General features: G+C 46.7%; 14 protein-coding genes. 11 read left to right on the top strand and 3 right to left on the bottom strand.

Translation table 11 applies throughout. From position 1 onward, the window contains the following. Window positions 1–17: 17 nt before the first annotated feature. Window positions 18–644 (top strand): transglycosylase SLT domain-containing protein, encoded by a 627-nt coding sequence (locus ACJJIL_RS00755; RefSeq protein WP_282930933.1) that lies wholly within the window; start codon window positions 18–20, stop codon window positions 642–644. Window positions 645–957: 313 nt separating this feature from the next. Continuing rightward, window positions 958–1,335, top strand: coding sequence for a DUF4168 domain-containing protein (locus ACJJIL_RS00750; RefSeq protein ID WP_282930932.1), 378 nt, complete (start codon window positions 958–960; stop codon window positions 1,333–1,335). 25 nt (window positions 1,336–1,360) lie between these two features. Here ACJJIL_RS00750 and ACJJIL_RS00745 read toward each other — a convergent pair whose 3' ends face one another. Beyond that, window positions 1,361–1,693 (bottom strand): helix-turn-helix domain-containing protein, encoded by a 333-nt coding sequence (locus ACJJIL_RS00745; RefSeq protein WP_413663608.1) that lies wholly within the window; start codon window positions 1,691–1,693, stop codon window positions 1,361–1,363. Window positions 1,694–2,057: 364 nt separating this feature from the next. Here ACJJIL_RS00745 and ACJJIL_RS00740 point away from each other — a divergent pair, with 364 nt between their 5' ends. After that, window positions 2,058–3,092 (top strand): AraC family transcriptional regulator, encoded by a 1,035-nt coding sequence (locus ACJJIL_RS00740; protein WP_282930930.1) that lies wholly within the window; start codon window positions 2,058–2,060, stop codon window positions 3,090–3,092. Between the two features lie 93 nt (window positions 3,093–3,185). On the opposite strand, the gene ACJJIL_RS00735 is transcribed toward ACJJIL_RS00740, so the two are convergent. After that, on the bottom strand, window positions 3,186–4,430 hold the full coding sequence (locus ACJJIL_RS00735) for an OmpA family protein (protein ID WP_445360949.1): 1,245 nt from the start codon (window positions 4,428–4,430) through the stop codon (window positions 3,186–3,188). A gap of 385 nt (window positions 4,431–4,815) precedes the next feature. Here ACJJIL_RS00735 and ACJJIL_RS00730 point away from each other — a divergent pair, with 385 nt between their 5' ends. From ACJJIL_RS00730 to ACJJIL_RS00715, 4 genes are all read left to right on the top strand, one after another. Next, window positions 4,816–6,024 carry an acetyl-CoA C-acetyltransferase gene (locus ACJJIL_RS00730; protein WP_444892236.1) on the top strand — a complete coding sequence of 403 codons (1,209 nt, stop codon included), beginning with the start codon at window positions 4,816–4,818 and terminating at the stop codon, window positions 6,022–6,024. Between the two features lie 10 nt (window positions 6,025–6,034). Beyond that, window positions 6,035–8,191 carry a 3-hydroxyacyl-CoA dehydrogenase NAD-binding domain-containing protein gene (locus tag ACJJIL_RS00725; protein WP_445360948.1) on the top strand — a complete coding sequence of 719 codons (2,157 nt, stop codon included), beginning with the start codon at window positions 6,035–6,037 and terminating at the stop codon, window positions 8,189–8,191. Window positions 8,192–8,296: 105 nt separating this feature from the next. Beyond that, window positions 8,297–9,445 carry an acyl-CoA dehydrogenase family protein gene (locus ACJJIL_RS00720; RefSeq protein ID WP_413663612.1) on the top strand — a complete coding sequence of 383 codons (1,149 nt, stop codon included), beginning with the start codon at window positions 8,297–8,299 and terminating at the stop codon, window positions 9,443–9,445. Window positions 9,446–9,498: 53 nt separating this feature from the next. Continuing rightward, entirely contained in the window at window positions 9,499–10,695 is a 1,197-nt protein-coding gene (locus ACJJIL_RS00715) for a CaiB/BaiF CoA transferase family protein (protein ID WP_445360947.1), read from the top strand. A gap of 234 nt (window positions 10,696–10,929) precedes the next feature. Here ACJJIL_RS00715 and ACJJIL_RS00710 read toward each other — a convergent pair whose 3' ends face one another. After that, complete coding sequence (locus ACJJIL_RS00710; protein ID WP_445360946.1) at window positions 10,930–11,418, bottom strand: glycine-rich domain-containing protein; 489 nt, start codon at window positions 11,416–11,418, stop codon at window positions 10,930–10,932. A 349-nt stretch (window positions 11,419–11,767) separates the two neighbouring features. Here ACJJIL_RS00710 and ACJJIL_RS00705 point away from each other — a divergent pair, with 349 nt between their 5' ends. From ACJJIL_RS00705 to ACJJIL_RS00690, 4 genes are all read left to right on the top strand, one after another. After that, the gene (locus ACJJIL_RS00705) at window positions 11,768–13,327 is read left to right on the top strand and encodes an ABC-F family ATP-binding cassette domain-containing protein (protein ID WP_445360945.1); all 1,560 of its coding nucleotides are present in this window, start codon (window positions 11,768–11,770) and stop codon (window positions 13,325–13,327) included. Window positions 13,328–13,359: 32 nt separating this feature from the next. Then, complete coding sequence (locus ACJJIL_RS00700; RefSeq protein ID WP_445360944.1) at window positions 13,360–14,886, top strand: cryptochrome/photolyase family protein; 1,527 nt, start codon at window positions 13,360–13,362, stop codon at window positions 14,884–14,886. A gap of 87 nt (window positions 14,887–14,973) precedes the next feature. Next, a complete protein-coding gene (locus ACJJIL_RS00695; protein WP_445360943.1) occupies window positions 14,974–15,564 on the top strand; it encodes a cysteine hydrolase family protein in 591 nt (196 codons plus the stop codon). Further along, a complete protein-coding gene (locus tag ACJJIL_RS00690) occupies window positions 15,561–16,481 on the top strand; it encodes a DMT family transporter (protein WP_445360942.1) in 921 nt (306 codons plus the stop codon). Before ACJJIL_RS00695 ends, ACJJIL_RS00690 begins: the two co-directional genes overlap by 4 nt. The last annotated feature ends 71 nt before the right edge of the window (window positions 16,482–16,552 follow it).

The raw sequence follows: 16,552 nt of genomic DNA, 5'->3' as shown, positions 1-16,552 counted from the left end.
ACATGTCGTAAATAGTTATGCACAAAAAAAATAAAAAATGCGGACTGCTGGTTTTGCTCAGTGCTGTTGCACTGAGCAGCGGCTGTGCAACCGCGCCTCCAAGTAATCTCGACAACGTCTGCTCTATTTTCCAAGAAAAAAAGAAGTGGTACGGCGAGGCAAAAGACGCGGAGGAAAAATGGGGCTCTCCAATTGCAGTGATGATGGCAATCATGCACCAGGAATCCCGTTTTGTGCATGATGCCAAGCCCCCGCGCACCAAGATCCTGGGCTTTATCCCCGGCCCGAGGCCGTCCGATGCCTACGGTTATCCCCAGGCTCTGGGGACCACTTGGCGTCACTACCAAAGGTCTTCCTTTAACTACGGTGCCGATCGGGATGATTTTGGCGACGCCATCGATTTTATCGGCTGGTATAACAACACCAGTGCACGCCAGTGCCAGATACGCGCCAATGACACCTATAGCCTTTACCTCGCCTACCACGAGGGGCACGGTGGTTTTAATCGGCGCACTTTCCAGAATAAAGCCTGGCTAAAGAATGTATCCCACAAGGTATCTGCCAGGGCGCAAAAATATCAGCAACAACTCAATAGCTGCGAACAGTCGCTGAAAAAACGCAAGAAATTTCTCTGGATTTTCTAGCTGATCACAACGACCGTTAGTCGCAAGGCCCACCTCGGTTTAAATCCGGTGCAGTTTTCCTGCATTATGAGCGGCGGCAGTCGCTCACTAAATTTTATGACCTCACAACCACTCCAGGAAAAATTCTCCTTGCTGGCGGAAAAAGGCGCTACAAGGCGCCAGAAACTGACTACGCTGAAGACTAATAGCTACCCGCTTTAGACTTGGTACAGGTCACTAAAGCTCCGCCACAAGCATAAATTTACAGCCCCAACGTGACGCTGGGTGCTCCCTCTGAGAAGCAAAAGCGTCCTTATACTTTTTGGAGTGCCCGATGAAGCTCTTTTTGAAATACCTGGCTGTATTGGCAATATCACTTAGCGTGCCGATGACCTTCGCACAACCTGCTACCAGCCAAACAACCGCCCCCAAAGCTTCGTTTAGCGAACCGCAGCTCAAGCAATTTGCCAACGCCTATCGCTCTATCGTGATGCTGAGTCGAGAATACGCTCCCAAACTGAAAGCGGCTGCCGATATCAAGGAAGCGGAAGCGATCAACAAAGAAGCACAGGGAAAAATGATCGCCGCAATTGAAAAAGCCGGCCTTTCCAAAACCAAATACCAGGAAATTGCCAACAGCATTAAATCGAATCCCGCCCTACTAGAGAAAGTGAACAAAATTCTTCAGCAAAGCCACGCGCCACAGCAGTAATCCAACTTTGTGAGTGGCGCTCTGATCAGCTCATTGCGTCACTCAAATCCAGCTTTACATCTAGCACCTGGCAAATAATCGGCAAATTGGTTTTCACCCAATTCTTGTCAAAAGACCCCCAATCACGCAGCAGGTAGTAGCCGTCATTGTGGCGCACGCCTTCCTGAATGAACTCTACAACTGTTCCATGCCCCGGCAATCCTTTCGCAATAATGTCCTGCACCGTACGGCGAGGCCATCCAGTTGCCTCCTCCAAAGTAGGATTATTGGGACGCGGAATATGCTCGATCAGGTAAGCAATCAACATTCGCCGGCAAATGGTCGGGTTTAACAGACTTGCAACAGACGTCGGTGACATTTGACCAGTCCTTCACTAACGGAATTTTTCCTATTGTTGACGAATATGACTTGCAGGTCGAGGAAATAGTGATTCACTATCGCTATCAAACTTTAAAAGAACTGTCAGTCCACAGAGGATCAAGCATAGAAAATTGTTGAGAGCAAAACTGGGATTTTCAGTCGTTAACGCAAAAAATACACATTAAAAGACAGAAATAGACAACTTTTATTCCATAAGCCCATCAAGTTCGAAACTGTCACCACTAATAAAAGCACAGGCAGTTGCATATAAATTAAGCAGAAGCCTGACTTTCTCTCTCTGTTTGCGCATAATCCATACCGTAATACAGCAGCAGACAGAAAATAATTGTGAGGCTGAAAGAGTGGACAATGAAAACCCCAAACTCCGCGAAGCGGGGCTAGGTATTCCCGCCGCTGCGGTAAAGGCCCATCTGGTTGGCGCACAAGCGACCGGACTGGACTGCCAACAACTACTCATCGATAGCGGAATCGCCCCCGCCCAGCTAGATGATCCCGATAGCCGCGTTGGCCGGGAGCAGATGGCCAACTTGTTACGCCTTGAGTGGGATTTTCTGAACGATGAGTCAGGAGGATTCCTGGCGCGCCCTTGGCTGCCGGGCACTTTTGCCATGATGGGGCACGCTTGTATCACCTGTCCCAACCTGCGCCGAGCCCTGCTTCGCTCTAGCCGCTTTATCAGCATGGTGAGTGACGACTTGCACATCAAGCTGGTCGAGGATGGTGAAGAAGCTCGACTGATCATTCACCACACCAATGAAAAAAAATTGCCCAACCAAATTTTCGTCGAATCTATCGCGGTAATCTGGTTGCGCTTTTTTAGCTGGCTGATCGACCGTACCATTTTATTAGAGCGCGTTCTTCTGGCGTTTCCCCCGCCCGACTACAACGAAGACTACAGCGATATGTTCCCTTGCAGGCACTACTTTAACCAAGGTGAAACCTGCCTGGTATTTAACACTCGCTATTTGCAAATGCCCCTGGTACGCGATGAGCAACAGCTGGCAGACTTCCTGTCCCGCGCCCCCGAGTGCCTGTTGACCCAATACAAATCCGACCACAGTTTCACCGGTCGTATTCGCCGTATGCTGCAACAGCAAAATAGTATCGAAAATCTGTCACTGGATGATGTCGCCGCACGCTTGTACACATCTCCACAGACACTGCGCCGCCGCCTCAAAGAGGAGGGCAACAGCTGGCAGGATATTAAAGACTCTGTTCGACGGGATATGGCGGTTTACCAGTTAAAACAACAGGAAACCGCTGTAGCTGAAATTGCCGAGCGCCTGGGCTTTTCCGAACCCAGCGCTTTTAATCGCGCATTTAAAAAGTGGACAGGGCTAGCTCCCGGAGCTTACAGAGATAAATTCCGTAGCTAAGGCGACACTAAAAATCCCGGTCAAAAGACCGGGATTTTTTATAAATGAAATCTACCTTGGAAAATATCCTTTAAAGGGATTCCCGTATCCCGGCTACTCCTGAGAGTTTGTCACTACCCGGATACTAACTCGCTCAACATTGAGGGCTTTTTGGTCCCTCTTCTCTGACATATCTTCCGCTACAGGCTTAGCCGAGCCCATTCCTGTTGCAGTGATACGGTTTGCCGCTATCCCCTTCTTCAGTAGAAGTTCTTTCACTACATCCGCACGTTCTTGGGAAATTTCCTGCTCTGCAATTTCATTGCCCTCACCTTTAACATGCCCTTCAATCGCAATGGTTAAGTTGGGGTTGTCTTGCATGATTTTTGCCAGAGCATCGATATCCTCAGCTGCAGGGTTGGTGATTTTTGCGGTTCCCTTTTCAAAGTTCACTCGCATGGGAAATTCCCGGTCGGGATTGTCTGAAAAGCTCTTGAGATAATCACGCAAATTACTGGAAAAGTTATCGGGACCCAGTTGCGCTTCCTCTTCCGCTTTCTCAAGGGGGGAATCCCCTACTGGCTGTGAAGCGGACTCCATAAAGCTCGCTTCCTGGGAAGTCATGGAAGGATTACTTTCTGAATTTTCCTTTTTCCCTTTCAACATACACATATTCAATGCGTAGAGAACCACAAGTACTAACAGCAAAGGAAAAAACCAGCTACTGAAACTAACCGGTTTACGTTTTTCTTCGGGCCCCTGAATTGCTGTAGCCCGAGGCTCCTGGGGTTTGGCATGGCCATGGGTAACCAGAGCGTCTCCCAACTTCTCAAAATCTGGAACGTCGATTGCTTGAAGAAGGTTATCCGGTATATACCCCTGTAAATGCTCCCGCTGCCCAATCAGAAATGAAGCCAAGTCGGAAACATCCATTTTTTGAGCTTTGGCCTGGCTTTGCATCAACGAAGTAACTATCGGTGCGGATACACTCAATAGATCTCCGCCCTCTTTCCCCAAATTACTAGCTGCAACTTCCAGGACCTCTTTTTTACGACTGCTGAAAATTTTTTCCAGCATTTTCTCACCGATGTCTGTAATTGACTTCAACTTTTCTGGTGAGGAAATAGCGGTGGCGAATTTAGACAAATCCAGCGCTTCACTTTCAGAAATTAAATTAAATAAATAACCCATTCCCGTCTTGCTACTGGCCCTGTTCAACATACCAGCCAGTATGTAAGCAACACCTGAGCAGAGTGCAGCTTCACCTTGCCCTGCCGGCAAATTCAAAGCCTTTGTCAGCGCATCAATACCCCCGGAGCCCAATTGGCCGGTAGCCATATCCAAAACATTATCCGCCATAGCCAAACCTCGCTCACCACCTCAGGGACCGTCAAAGTACATTTATTTGTCCGGGGTCACCTGTGTGTTACCCATTCAAATTTTTCTCAGCTGCCCTGTATCACCCATTACCCTGCCTGACATGGGATTCCTCCAGCCGCAAAGATAATTTAAGTGCCAATTTACCGTGCCAAAATTTCAATAGATTTAGGCGCCTTACTTGAGTGTACGGCAGTACCTCCACATGGTTAGGTTAATTTGGAATAAATAAAAAGATATTTGACTAGGAATTTTTCGGTAGTACCTGGAAGCTGAGTCATCTTCCGTGGCAATTTTTATCATTGAACCCAAGCTGCACCGCACTATGGTAATAAGCGAAACCATAAAATAAAAAGAGGCTAAAACCGTGCCAACCGAAGCCTACATCTACGATGCTATCCGCACCCCGCGGGGCAGAGGCAAATCCAGCGGTGCCCTTCACGAAGTCAAACCTATCACCCTGCTTTCAGATCTCCTGAAAGAATTACAGACCCGCAATAGATTCGACACTGCCAAAGTGGACGATATCGTTATGGGCTGTGTTACACCGATCGGAGATCAGGGTGCCGATATCGCAAAAGTTGCAGCTTTAGCTGCCAATTGGGACTGGGATATCGGTGGCGTAACTCTGAATCGCTTCTGTGCCTCCGGTGCCGAAGCGGTCAATCTCGCCGCTACCAAAGTTCGCTCCGGGTGGGAGCATCTGGTAGTGGCCGGAGGTGTAGAGTCCATGTCGCGGGTGCCCATGGGCAGCGACGGCGGCGCCTGGGCGATGGACCCACGCACAGCAATAGATACTGGATTTGCACCCCAGGGCATTGGCGCGGACTTGATCGCTACACTCGGCGGGTTTTCTCGCGAGGATGTGGATAACTTTGCGCTGGACTCTCAGCACAAAGCGGCAGCCGCCTGGAAGCGCGGTGCTTTCGAAAAATCTGTGATTCCCGTACGCGACCAAAATGGCCTGACCATACTCGATCACGACCAGCTGGTGCGCCCAGATGCGTCCATAGAGGCCCTGGCACAACTCAAGTCGTCCTTTGCCGGGATGGGTGACCTGTGCTTCGACAGCATTGCCATATCCCGTTACCCACAGGTCGAATCAATTAACCATGTTCACACTGCGGGAAATTCCTCAGGAATCGTCGATGGCGCAGCCGCCCTGCTGATCGGCAGTGAACAGGCCGGGCGGGATCTGGGGCTCAGCCCCCGCGCCCGTATTGTCTCCGCTGCGGTAGTGGGCACTGAGCCCACTATCATGCTCACAGGCCCCGCGCCCGCCACTCGCAAAGCCCTGAAGGCCGCAGGCCTGACGGTGCAGGATATTGACCTCTTTGAGGTGAATGAAGCCTTCGCGGCAGTGGTGATGCGTTTCCAACACGAGTTGGACGTGGACCCACAAAAACTCAACGTTAACGGCGGCTCAATCGCTATGGGCCACCCCCTCGGCGCGACCGGTGCAATGCTGATCGGCACAGTATTGGATGAGCTGGAACAACGGCAACTTCGCTACGGCCTGGTCACACTATGTGTGGGCGGCGGTATGGGTGTAGCAACCATTATCGAAAGAGTTTAGGGGGCAGACTATGAAATCCATTCGCCTGGAAAAAGACGATCACAATATTGTCCACCTGATCATGGACAACCCCAATGCCTCAGCCAATGTGATGGATCGGGATTTTACCGAGTCGCTGAGCGCAGCGGTTGAACAACTCAAGCAGCAAGAATTTTCTGGAATTATTGTTCGCTCCACAAAAAATACCTTTTTTGCCGGAGGCGACCTCAAATCTTTATTTGCGGCAAAAATTGAAGAAGCTAAACCTTTCTTCGAATCTTGCGAATCAATGAAAGCCAACCTGCGCTGGCTGGAAACCCAGGGTAAACCCGTCGTTGCTGCGATTAATGGCACAGCTTTGGGCGGTGGCTGGGAAATTGCCCTCAGCTGCCATCAGCGTATTGTTATCGATAGCACCGCAATAAAACTGGGATTGCCTGAAGTCACACTAGGCTTACTACCTGGTGGTGGCGGCTGTGTACGTATGCCCCGCCTTTTAGGCATCCAGGAGTCTCTACCCTACCTACTGGAAGGAAAACAGGTGAGGCCGCAACAGGCTCTCAAAGCCGGTCTGATACATCAGCTCGTTACCAGTGAAAGTGAATTACTAGAGAAGGCTGTCTCTTATATTCGAGAGAATAGTGAGCAACCTGTTGCTCAGCCTTGGGATCAACCGGATTACCGGATGCCGGGAGGGGACGCAAAGAACCCTAAAAATGCGCAGTTACTGATGATCGCCCCAGCAATGCTGGAGAAAAAAACCAAGGGATGTCTGCCGGCCCCAGAGTCGATAATGGCAACCGTCGTAGAAGGGTCAAGGGTCGACTTCGAAACTGCTACGCGAATTGAATCTCGACATTTTGTAGGCCTCGCTTGCGGGCAGGTTGCCAAAAACATGATTGGTACTTTCTGGTTTGCACTCAACGAAGTCAAAGCCGGAGCATCACTGCCCGCCGCCGCCCGCGATCATAAAACGTCGCCCATGCAAAAAATTGGCATACTCGGCGCCGGCATGATGGGCTCAGCCATTGCCTACGCCTGTGCCAGTAAAGGTGTTGATGTCGTATTAAAAGATGTATCCATGGAAGGTGCCTTAGCCGGCAAACAATACGCAGAGAAATCCCTGCAAAAACGCTTACAGCGGGGTCGCATTACCGAGGACAAGGTCAATCAGATCCTCTCCCGTATCACGCCCACAGACAGCAATACCGACCTGGCTGATTGTGAGTTGGTGATAGAAGCAGTTTTCGAAGACCGGGAACTCAAGCGTAAAGTTACCCAGGAAGCCGAAGCACAGCTGCCGAAAAATGCAGTATTTGCTTCCAATACTTCGACACTGCCGATCACTGGGCTCGCTCAAGCTTCCGACCGTCCCCAGCAATTTATCGGCCTACATTTCTTCTCCCCTGCCGACAAGATGCCACTAGTAGAAATTATCTGTGGGGAGCAAACCAGTGATGAGACTCTCGCCCAAGCCTTCGCCTTTGTATTGCAGATTGGCAAGACTCCTATCGTTGTTAACGACAGCCGTGGCTTCTTCACCTCAAGGGTATTCGGCTGCTTTACCAATGAAGGTATCGGCATGCTTAGCGAAGGGGTTAATCCCGCCACCATTGAAAATGCCGCAGCCCTAGCTGGCTTCCCAGTCGGCCCTCTAGCTGTTAGTGACGAGGTCTCCCTAACGCTGATGAGCCGGATACGCCAGCAGACCATCAACGACCTGCAAAAAGAGGGTAAACCCGCCCCCACGCATCCCGCCGACGGAGTGATCGACCGAATGCTTGAAGTTGGTCGCGCTGGTAAGGCTGCAGGTGGCGGCTTCTATACTTACCCTGAGGGCGGGAAAAAGCACTTATGGAGTGGCCTTGAGAAGGAGTTTCCCGCCAAAGAGGCACTGCCGATAGAAGATGTGAAGGAACGGCTGCTGTTTATTATGGCTCTGGAGACACTTCGCTGTTATCAAGAGGATGTGCTACGCAGCGTACGAGATGCCAATATTGGCTCTATCTTCGGTATCGGCTTCCCACCCTGGACCGGTGGTGCATTGCAATACATCAGCCAGTTTGGCCTGAAAGCGTTTACCCAACGCGCCCAGCAACTGGCTGATGCCTATGGGGATCGATTTGCCCCGCCAGCAATTTTGCTGGATCTGGCAGAGTCAGGAAAAGCTCTGGCGGACAACCCTTAACCCAGGGGTTTGAGCGATGTAAACAGGCTTTTAAAATCTCGCTGTTTACATCGCCAATCAAAACACTGGTTCAATTTTTCAGTAATAAAATGCGGTGGTGTAAGGATGGTACCAAGAACTGTTTACAACGAAGATCACGAACAGTTTCGAGAAACTTTACGTAAATTTTTAGAAAATGAAGCTGTACCCTACCACCATCAGTGGGAAAAAGATGGTCAGGTAGATCGTAAACTGTGGAATAAAGCTGGAGAAATGGGCTTTCTGTGTCCACAAGTTGATGAAAAGTATGGTGGCTTGGGGCTGGACTATGGCTACAACTCCATTATTGATGAGGAGGTAGCCCGAGCGGGACTTTCCGGTATTGGCTGGGGCCTGCACTCTAATATTGCAGTGCCCTACATTATTAATTACGGCACGGAAGAACAGAAGAAAAAGTACCTACCCAAATGCATTAGTGGTGAGATGATCACCGCTATCGCCATGTCCGAACCTGGTGCAGGATCGGATCTCCAAGGCGTGAGAACCACAGCTGTGCGCAAAGGGGATCACTATCTGCTCAATGGTTCCAAGATTTTTATTACCAATGGACAGCAGGCAGACCTGGTTATTGTCGTGGCCAAAACCGACCCTCACGAGGGGGCCTCTGGAGTCAGTTTGCTGCTTGTGGAAGCAGATAGCCCTGGATTCAAGAGAGGCAGTAACCTAGAAAAAATAGGCATGAAGGCCCAGGATACTTCAGAGCTGTTCTTTGATGATGTCAAAGTCCCTGCGGAAAACCTTCTCGGTGGAGAGGGACAGGGATTTATTTATTTAATGCAGGAATTGCCTCAAGAGCGTTTAAGTGTGGCAATTTATGCAATAGCTAATGCAGAAGCAGCACTGCAATGGACGATTGATTACGTACGGGATCGCAAGGCTTTCGGCAAACCCATCTCTGCCTTCCAAAATACACAATTCAAGCTGGCTGAGCTGGATAGTGAGTTAACCGCTCTTCGGGTATTTATCGATCGCTGCTTGGAGCTTCACTATAAAAAGGAACTCGACGTTGCAACTGCAGCGAAAGCCAAGTTATTGAGTACAGATTTCCAATGCAAACTTTTGGATGAATGTGTTCAGTTACATGGCGGCTATGGCTATATGTGGGAATACCCCATCGCCCGGTCTTGGGCCGATGCTCGTGTAGCACGTATTTATGCCGGAACCAATGAAATTATGAAATTAATTATTTCCCGAGACCTCCTGCGCGATGACTAAATTAAAGTGCTAGATTGAAATTTCTGTTCTCAATTAAAATAATGAAATAAAAAGTGAAACAGCAAACGAAGAATCACTGCGCCCCTCTTAAGGGGCTAAAAGTACTCGACTTTTCTACCCTACTTCCCGGTCCCTATGCCACTATGTTATTGGCAGACTTGGGCGCAGAAGTACTAAGAATCGAGTCTCCCACACGGCCAGACTTACTACGGGGCTTTCCCCCTTTAGTCGATGACACGGCTTCCCTATCCGCCGCCCACGCAACCATTAACCGAAACAAACGCTCCCTGGCGATCGATCTAAAAAATCCAAAGGCGCAAGTGGTGATTCACCGATTGCTTCAGCAATACGATATTGTGATCGAGCAATTCCGCCCCGGAGTGATGGATAGGCTGGGCCTTGGCCACCAAAGCTTAAGCCAACAGCGCGCAGACATTATTTACTGTTCGATTACCGGATATGGCCAGACTGGACCATTAAAGCAACGTGCTGGGCACGATATCAATTATCTCGCACTATCTGGCTTGGCCAGCTATTCCGGCAACCGTGACCATGGCCCCTGCCTGAGCGGCACACAGATTGCAGACATCGCCGGCGGTTCACACCATGCGGTTATGTCGATACTGGCTGCGGTATATCATCGCCAGAGAACCGGGGAAGGCAGTTATATCGATATCAGTATGACGGACTGTAGTTTCGCGTTAAACGCAATTAGTGGGGCCAATGCACTGGCTTTAAATACCGATCCCAAGCTGGAATCCGAACTGCTAAACGGTGGAAGTTATTATGATTACTATCGCACGGCAGATAACCGCTATCTTTCTGTGGGAAGTTTAGAGCCACAATTTGCTGAGCAATTTTTAACAAAAATAGGCCGAAAGGAGTGGCTGACTCGCATTGTCCAAGACGGACAACAAGAAACACTTAAGAAAGATATTGCAGCAATTATTGCCACAAAAAGCCAGAAAGAATGGATTGATATATTTCAGGATATTGATGCGTGTATTGAACCCGTACTTAATTTTACAGAAGCTGCTGATAGCGATCTTATCCAATCCAGAGAGATGATCTGCTCTGTGAATGGAGACATTAAACAGATCAACACACCCTTTAGATTTAACGGCCAAAAGCCCCACTTATTTAACCGAGGGGCAGCTCTGGGAGAACACAATCACGTTGTGCTGGGTGAGCTCGGCTTTAGCGCTGAAGAAATTGAAGAGCTTTGCGATGTTCAGGGTGTCACTCATTAATCACCTTGAACAGGGTTGCTAGAGCAGTGATAGCTGCCTCTAGCTGCCACCCCCGCCACAGCCCCCACCACAACTGCTTCCAGAATCTGAAGAGGAGCCACCACCCCAAATTCCAGAGAAGGCACTGCCGGAAGTTCCGCCTTGACAGCTCGCGGCACAACCAATATGACTGGCACAGTGATCCGCAGCGGGACTATTTCTCGAACGACAGTTTAGCGAATAATGAAATCCATCTTAAATCCCCAACTTTTTATCAATTGAGAAAATCAGAGGTAACGATTTTGGCTTGGAAGGACTTATACCACTACGAACACAAGCAATTCGCCACACTCTCTTAATTCCCTCACTAGCTGTATCCTTATCTGGCATAACTTCATTGGGTGTGTGGTGCAGAAAGTGTCCAAAAGATTTATTACAAAAATTTCGATACATCTGTGTGCTTAATATAAATTCATGCCAAGCGACATCAATCACTTGAGATGGCATAGCGACCATTTGTCGACCAGCCGTTTGACAGATAATAAAATATTCCCTTAACCCATCGAGTACCATACTGAGCTGCTTGTTGCTGAGATGAGGGTATTTGTTCTTCACACTTTGTTTGAGAGACGGATGGAATTGATAGTCTCTTAAAAATCGTTCCCGCTGTGATTTTCGGTAAAAGAAAAAAAGCATTGTACTTACGATCAATAGACAAATTACTATAAAACCTTCAGATACCATAGTAACCCCCGCTTTTAAACACTTATTGCTCTAAATCAAGTCGTAAAAACACATCATCTCAATGTAATATCAATAATGCTCTTATACCACTCTATTTTAAGAGTTGAGAGTACCAAGTGAGCGCTTTTAGGTTAGGGCTTGAAGTATTTTTGAATCTTTATTAAGCTAACACTTAACAACTTTTCTTTTTGGAGCTATCTACGCCAATGAATTAAGCCTTGCACACACTGGAGATAAACCGGTTTCTTAAGAGGCCATCAATTTCCGTGCAAGTGGCGTACTCCATTCTCTACAACTTTCTCTCAAGATCATGGTATTGCGCCACCCATTCCGACTACCGGAGGGTGACATGCAGAGCATTTGTTCTATAGAAAATCTTTACTTAAACGTCCCTGAGAAATCTCTATTTAAGGGGATCCATCTTGACTTCCCTCCGGGATTTACTGGCTTAGTGGGAAATAATGGCAGTGGAAAATCGACTTTTTTAGAGGCTTTGATTGGGAAACTAAAGCCTGAACAGGGAAGTATTACTTGGTATACGGACTACCTTAAAGTGGATCAAGTGAGCAGCAATTCCAACAAGCGAATTGTAGATTTATTCGACCCTACGGGCCTCTATGACTGTTTTTCACGTATTGAGTCTGGCAATCAGAGTGAGGAAGATCTGATACGTGTCTCAGATTCATGGGAGCTACCTACAATTTGGCAACAGCATTTATACAGCGCCGGAGTAAACCTCACGTTAGACACTCCTATCGGCAATCTTAGCGGTGGTGAAAGAGTCCGACTGGCTTTAACCAATGCCTTCTCTCATAAAAAACACTACCTGCTACTGGATGAGCCTAGTAATCACCTAGATTCAGACGGTAGAAAATGGTTACAGCAGAAAATTAGAAACCACTCTGCCGGAATTCTAATGGTCAGTCATGATCGAAGCTTACTCCAACAAGCTGACACGATAGTGGAACTAGATTCAGGAAAACTACGCACATATGGTGGTAACTATTCACACTACAAGAAAGAAAAAGAGGTACAGAGACAGTCTGTAGAAAAGAAAATTGAAAGTACCAAAAAGAATATAAAAAGCCTAAACAAACTTAAGCAAAGTTCTGTTAAAAAAACTACAACCAGAAAAAACCAGGGTAAGAAATTAAAAGGTTCACAATGTAAATCGCTACTAGATGCGAAAAAAGATCGTGCAGGGCAAAGTTTAGGCAAGCTGACTAGAAACCTGGATCGTCAGCACCATAAGTTAAAGCTAGATTTAGAAAGTTGCCAAAAGGACTATAAGAGTCATAAGCTCCCAAATATGCAACTTAGCAAAACAGGGCTAACGGGTGGTATTCGTCTGCATGTTGAGGATCTCAAACTGCCCTACGGTATTCAGAGTGATCCCATATCACTTACCATGCACAGTGGCGATCGCTGGCATATTTGTGGCGCCAATGGTAGCGGAAAGACAACGCTACTAAAGATCATTGCTGGTCGAGTTAAACCTCGCAGCGGTTTGTGTAAAACTTTTGGCAGCTGTTTTTATCTGGATCAGAACCTAAGTCAACTAAATGGAAATCTATCTGCCTTGGAAACTTTATCCCGCCTGCACCCTGATAAAGATACCAACTTCTGGCGCACAGCCCTAGCCACAATGAATATTCGAGGTGATTCTGCACTTCGCTCTACCAATACTTTAAGTGGAGGGGAGCGACTAAAGGTTGCTTTACTTGCCGCTACTCGTGGCACTGAGGCACCAGACCTGCTACTACTGGACGAACCGGACAATCACTTGGATCTGGAGTCGCGTATAGCGCTGGAAACTGCGCTGGTAGAATACCCTGGAACATTTTTATTGATCTCCCATGACTCTACTTTTGTAGAAAATGTGGGAGTGAATAGAAGGGTCTATCTATAGGCATATTAAGACCTAAATAAAGGAAGTGAGATGTGAAAACGCTGCGCTTGCTATTAGGAGATCAATTGAACCAAAAACACTCCTGGTTTAGAGGTAACCAGGAGGATAAGATTTACTTTATGGCTGAAATGCGCCAAGAGACCGATTACGTTGTTCACCACATCCAAAAAATCGTTGCCTTTTTTGAAGCTATGCAGATTTTCTCAGAGTGGCTTAAAAATAGGGGCTGCAATGTCATCTACTATCGAATAGACGATAAAAACAACAAACAAAACCTTACAAAAAATATCGAAGATATTATTAGAAAACACAAAATTGAAAAATTTGAGTACCAACTTCCCGATGAGTACCGACTAGATCAGCAACTATTACAATTAGAGAAGAGACTATCAATAGAGTTTCAAGCCTACGACACTGAGCACTTTTTGACCACCCGAAAAGAGCTGGCAGACTTCTTCCAGGGGAAAAAATCACTACTTATGGAAAGCTTCTACCACTATATGCGGAAGAAGTATGACATTCTGATGAACAATGGAAAACCTGAAGGAGGAAAGTGGAATTTCGACCAAAGCAATAGAAATAAATGGAATGGAAAGCTGGGCAAACCCAAGCAGGGAAAAATAACAAGTAATGTCACTTCAACTTTATCCCGTATAAAAAAGTCTGGAGTTAAGAGTATTGGAGAGATTGATCCAGAGAATTTTATATGGCCAACCAGCAGGGAGGATTCTATAAAACTACTTCGTCATTTTTGTAAAAATCTACTTGCTCATTTTGGCGATTTTCAGGACGCAATGGATCCAGATGAAGCCTTTCTTTATCACAGCCGAATTAGCTTCTCCCTAAATAGTAAACTCATATCTCCAAAAGAGGTTATCGATACAGCGATAAAATCTTGGGAAGATGGAAAAATTTCAATAGGACTTAACCAGATTGAAGGTTTTGTACGCCAAATATTGGGCTGGCGAGAATATATGCGCGGTGTCTACTGGATGTCTATGCCCAGTTATGAGCATCAGAATGAGTTGAAAAATAAAAATAATTTGCCAGATTTTTTCTGGGATGCCAAAACGTCCATGAACTGCCTTCACAACACCATCAGGAATAGTTTGGAAAATGCCTATGCTCACCATATCCAAAGGCTTATGATTACCGGTAATTTTGCGCTATTAACACAAACTGACCCTGGCCAGGTGGAAAGTTGGTATCTCGGTATTTACATAGATGCTATTCAGTGGGTTGAAATGCCTAACACCCGGGGAATGAGCCAGTTCGCCGATGGTGGATTGGTTGCAACAAAGCCCTATATTAGTAGTGGCTCCTATATCAACAAAATGAGCAACTATTGCAGCGACTGTATTTATGACGTCAAACAACGAACTGGAGAGAAGGCCTGCCCATTTAACAGTCTCTACTGGAATTTCTTAATTGAAAAAAGAAAAATGCTAGAGGGCAATCATAGAATGACAATGATGTTCAGCCTTTTGGATAAGCTTGAGAAGAGTGAAGTGACAGCAATAAAAAAAAGAGCAAAGCAATTTATGACAAAGAAATCTTAATCTCTATATAGATCATAAAATCCTTTATCGAAGGCTTCCTTAATCATTACTAAACTAAGCCAATACTCGCCTCAATAGACTCTGGTCATGAAGACTGCAATCATTACCCTCGATTTTATCAACGATATTTGTCATCCAAAGGGACAAATATCAGCAGCGGCCCCAAGAGTCTATAAGAATAGAGTTATTGAAAACAGCAATAAACTCCTTACGTGGGGAAGAGCACGACGTCATCTTATTTGCCATATCAGGGTCGCTTTTTCCACCGACTACAGGGAATCTTCCTCTAACTCTCCCCTCTTCAGCTATATCAAAGATATAGGCGCCCTCCGTCAGAAAAGCTGGGGCACTGCTTTTGTTGATGATCTCAATATCACTGATAGCGATATATCTATTTATAAGAGGCGTGTCAGTGGCTTCTATGGGACCGAACTCCCAGTACTTATTGCTAGCAACAATATAGAAAGGATTATTCTCTGTGGGGTATCAACACAAAATACAGTCGAACTGACAGCCAGGGAAGCTCACGATAGAGACTTTTCAGTACTCATTGCCTCAGATGCCTGTGAGTCTGACACGGAAAACAATAAACAGAATAGTCTGAACTTCCTCACTAAGATAGCCAGTGTAAAAACTGTCGATGAGATTATTGCTAGTGAGGGTGCTAGTAAACCATGAGTACCCGCATTTCCAATAGAGAATTTGCCCTCAGTGTCATTACCGCAATTCTGGCGGCCAGCTGTATGTCGCTAACCGGGCTATTTGGTAAAGAACTAACCACCTTTAGCTCCTTATCACTGGTGGTCTTTATTCGTTTCTTTGCCCCATTTTTACTCCTAACTTGGATTTGCCTCATTGTTTTCGATAAAAACCCTGTAACTCATCGAATAGACAGGATTGATGGTGCAAGGGCGTTATTCACTTGTCTCGCTCAGTATTGCCTGTTTTATTATTTGTCCAAAGGCTCTTTACTTGTCGCCGCCCTTCTATTTTCAACGTCAGGTTTATTTCTCCCTTTTATTACCCGGTTTGCCAAAAAGGATCCGATAAAAAAGAAGACGTTAGCGGCCTGTTTAATCAGCTTTATCGGCGTTGCTTTTATATTGAAGCCAACTGCTGGCTTTGATAGCTATATGATAGTGGGCCTGCTATCGGGCTTCTTTGGAGCTTGTTCACAGTTTGTAATGCACCACTCTTCAAAGAAGCAAAATACAATATCTTCAACCACCAAGATGTTCGGCCTATCCAGCCTCTATATGCTTGCCATTTTATTGATTGAAGGAAATCTTGGGGAGCTTGCGAAAGTCGCGGTATCTCTATCGGACTCGGTAAGTTTTGTGATTGTGATTATTGCTTTTAGCCTGGCGACAATCAGCAATCAATCCTTACGCACTAAAGCCTATCGTCGGGTAAACAGACCTGCCAGCTTATCTCCCTATTTATATACAAGCCTGATTTTCTCCGGCATATTGGATTGGTTGGTCTATAACACACTCCCAACCTGGAATACTTATGCCGGCAGCTTACTGATAGTAATAGGAGGTATTATTCAGGCAATCAGAACTCAACCCCAGATTAAGGCATCGCATTCTTAGCAAGGATAAGGGAGGGCTAGGAATAGCCGGAGAAACCCAGCCCCACAGATTCAACTATCTGCAGGGCCCAG

The sequence above is a fragment of the Microbulbifer maximicatervae (SeqCode) genome (assembly GCF_052468095.1).
Note: the sequence above shows the minus strand (reverse complement) of the source record. Positions and strands in the feature narration are given on the sequence as shown.

Excerpts from the sequence above, each read along its gene's own strand:
- ACJJIL_RS00695 (WP_445360943.1), top strand. The coding sequence starts at position 14,974 with ATGAAGACTGCAATCATTACCCTCGATTTTATCAACGATATTTGTCAT.
- ACJJIL_RS00750 (WP_282930932.1), top strand. The coding sequence starts at position 958 with ATGAAGCTCTTTTTGAAATACCTGGCTGTATTGGCAATATCACTTAGC.
- ACJJIL_RS00735 (WP_445360949.1), bottom strand. The coding sequence starts at position 4,430 with ATGGCGGATAATGTTTTGGATATGGCTACCGGCCAATTGGGCTCCGGG.
- ACJJIL_RS00755 (WP_282930933.1), top strand. The coding sequence starts at position 18 with ATGCACAAAAAAAATAAAAAATGCGGACTGCTGGTTTTGCTCAGTGCT.
- ACJJIL_RS00725 (WP_445360948.1), top strand. The coding sequence starts at position 6,035 with ATGAAATCCATTCGCCTGGAAAAAGACGATCACAATATTGTCCACCTG.
- ACJJIL_RS00690 (WP_445360942.1), top strand. The coding sequence starts at position 15,561 with ATGAGTACCCGCATTTCCAATAGAGAATTTGCCCTCAGTGTCATTACC.
- ACJJIL_RS00745 (WP_413663608.1), bottom strand. The coding sequence starts at position 1,693 with ATGTCACCGACGTCTGTTGCAAGTCTGTTAAACCCGACCATTTGCCGG.
- ACJJIL_RS00720 (WP_413663612.1), top strand. The coding sequence starts at position 8,297 with ATGGTACCAAGAACTGTTTACAACGAAGATCACGAACAGTTTCGAGAA.
- ACJJIL_RS00710 (WP_445360946.1), bottom strand. The coding sequence starts at position 11,418 with ATGGTATCTGAAGGTTTTATAGTAATTTGTCTATTGATCGTAAGTACA.
- ACJJIL_RS00705 (WP_445360945.1), top strand. The coding sequence starts at position 11,768 with ATGCAGAGCATTTGTTCTATAGAAAATCTTTACTTAAACGTCCCTGAG.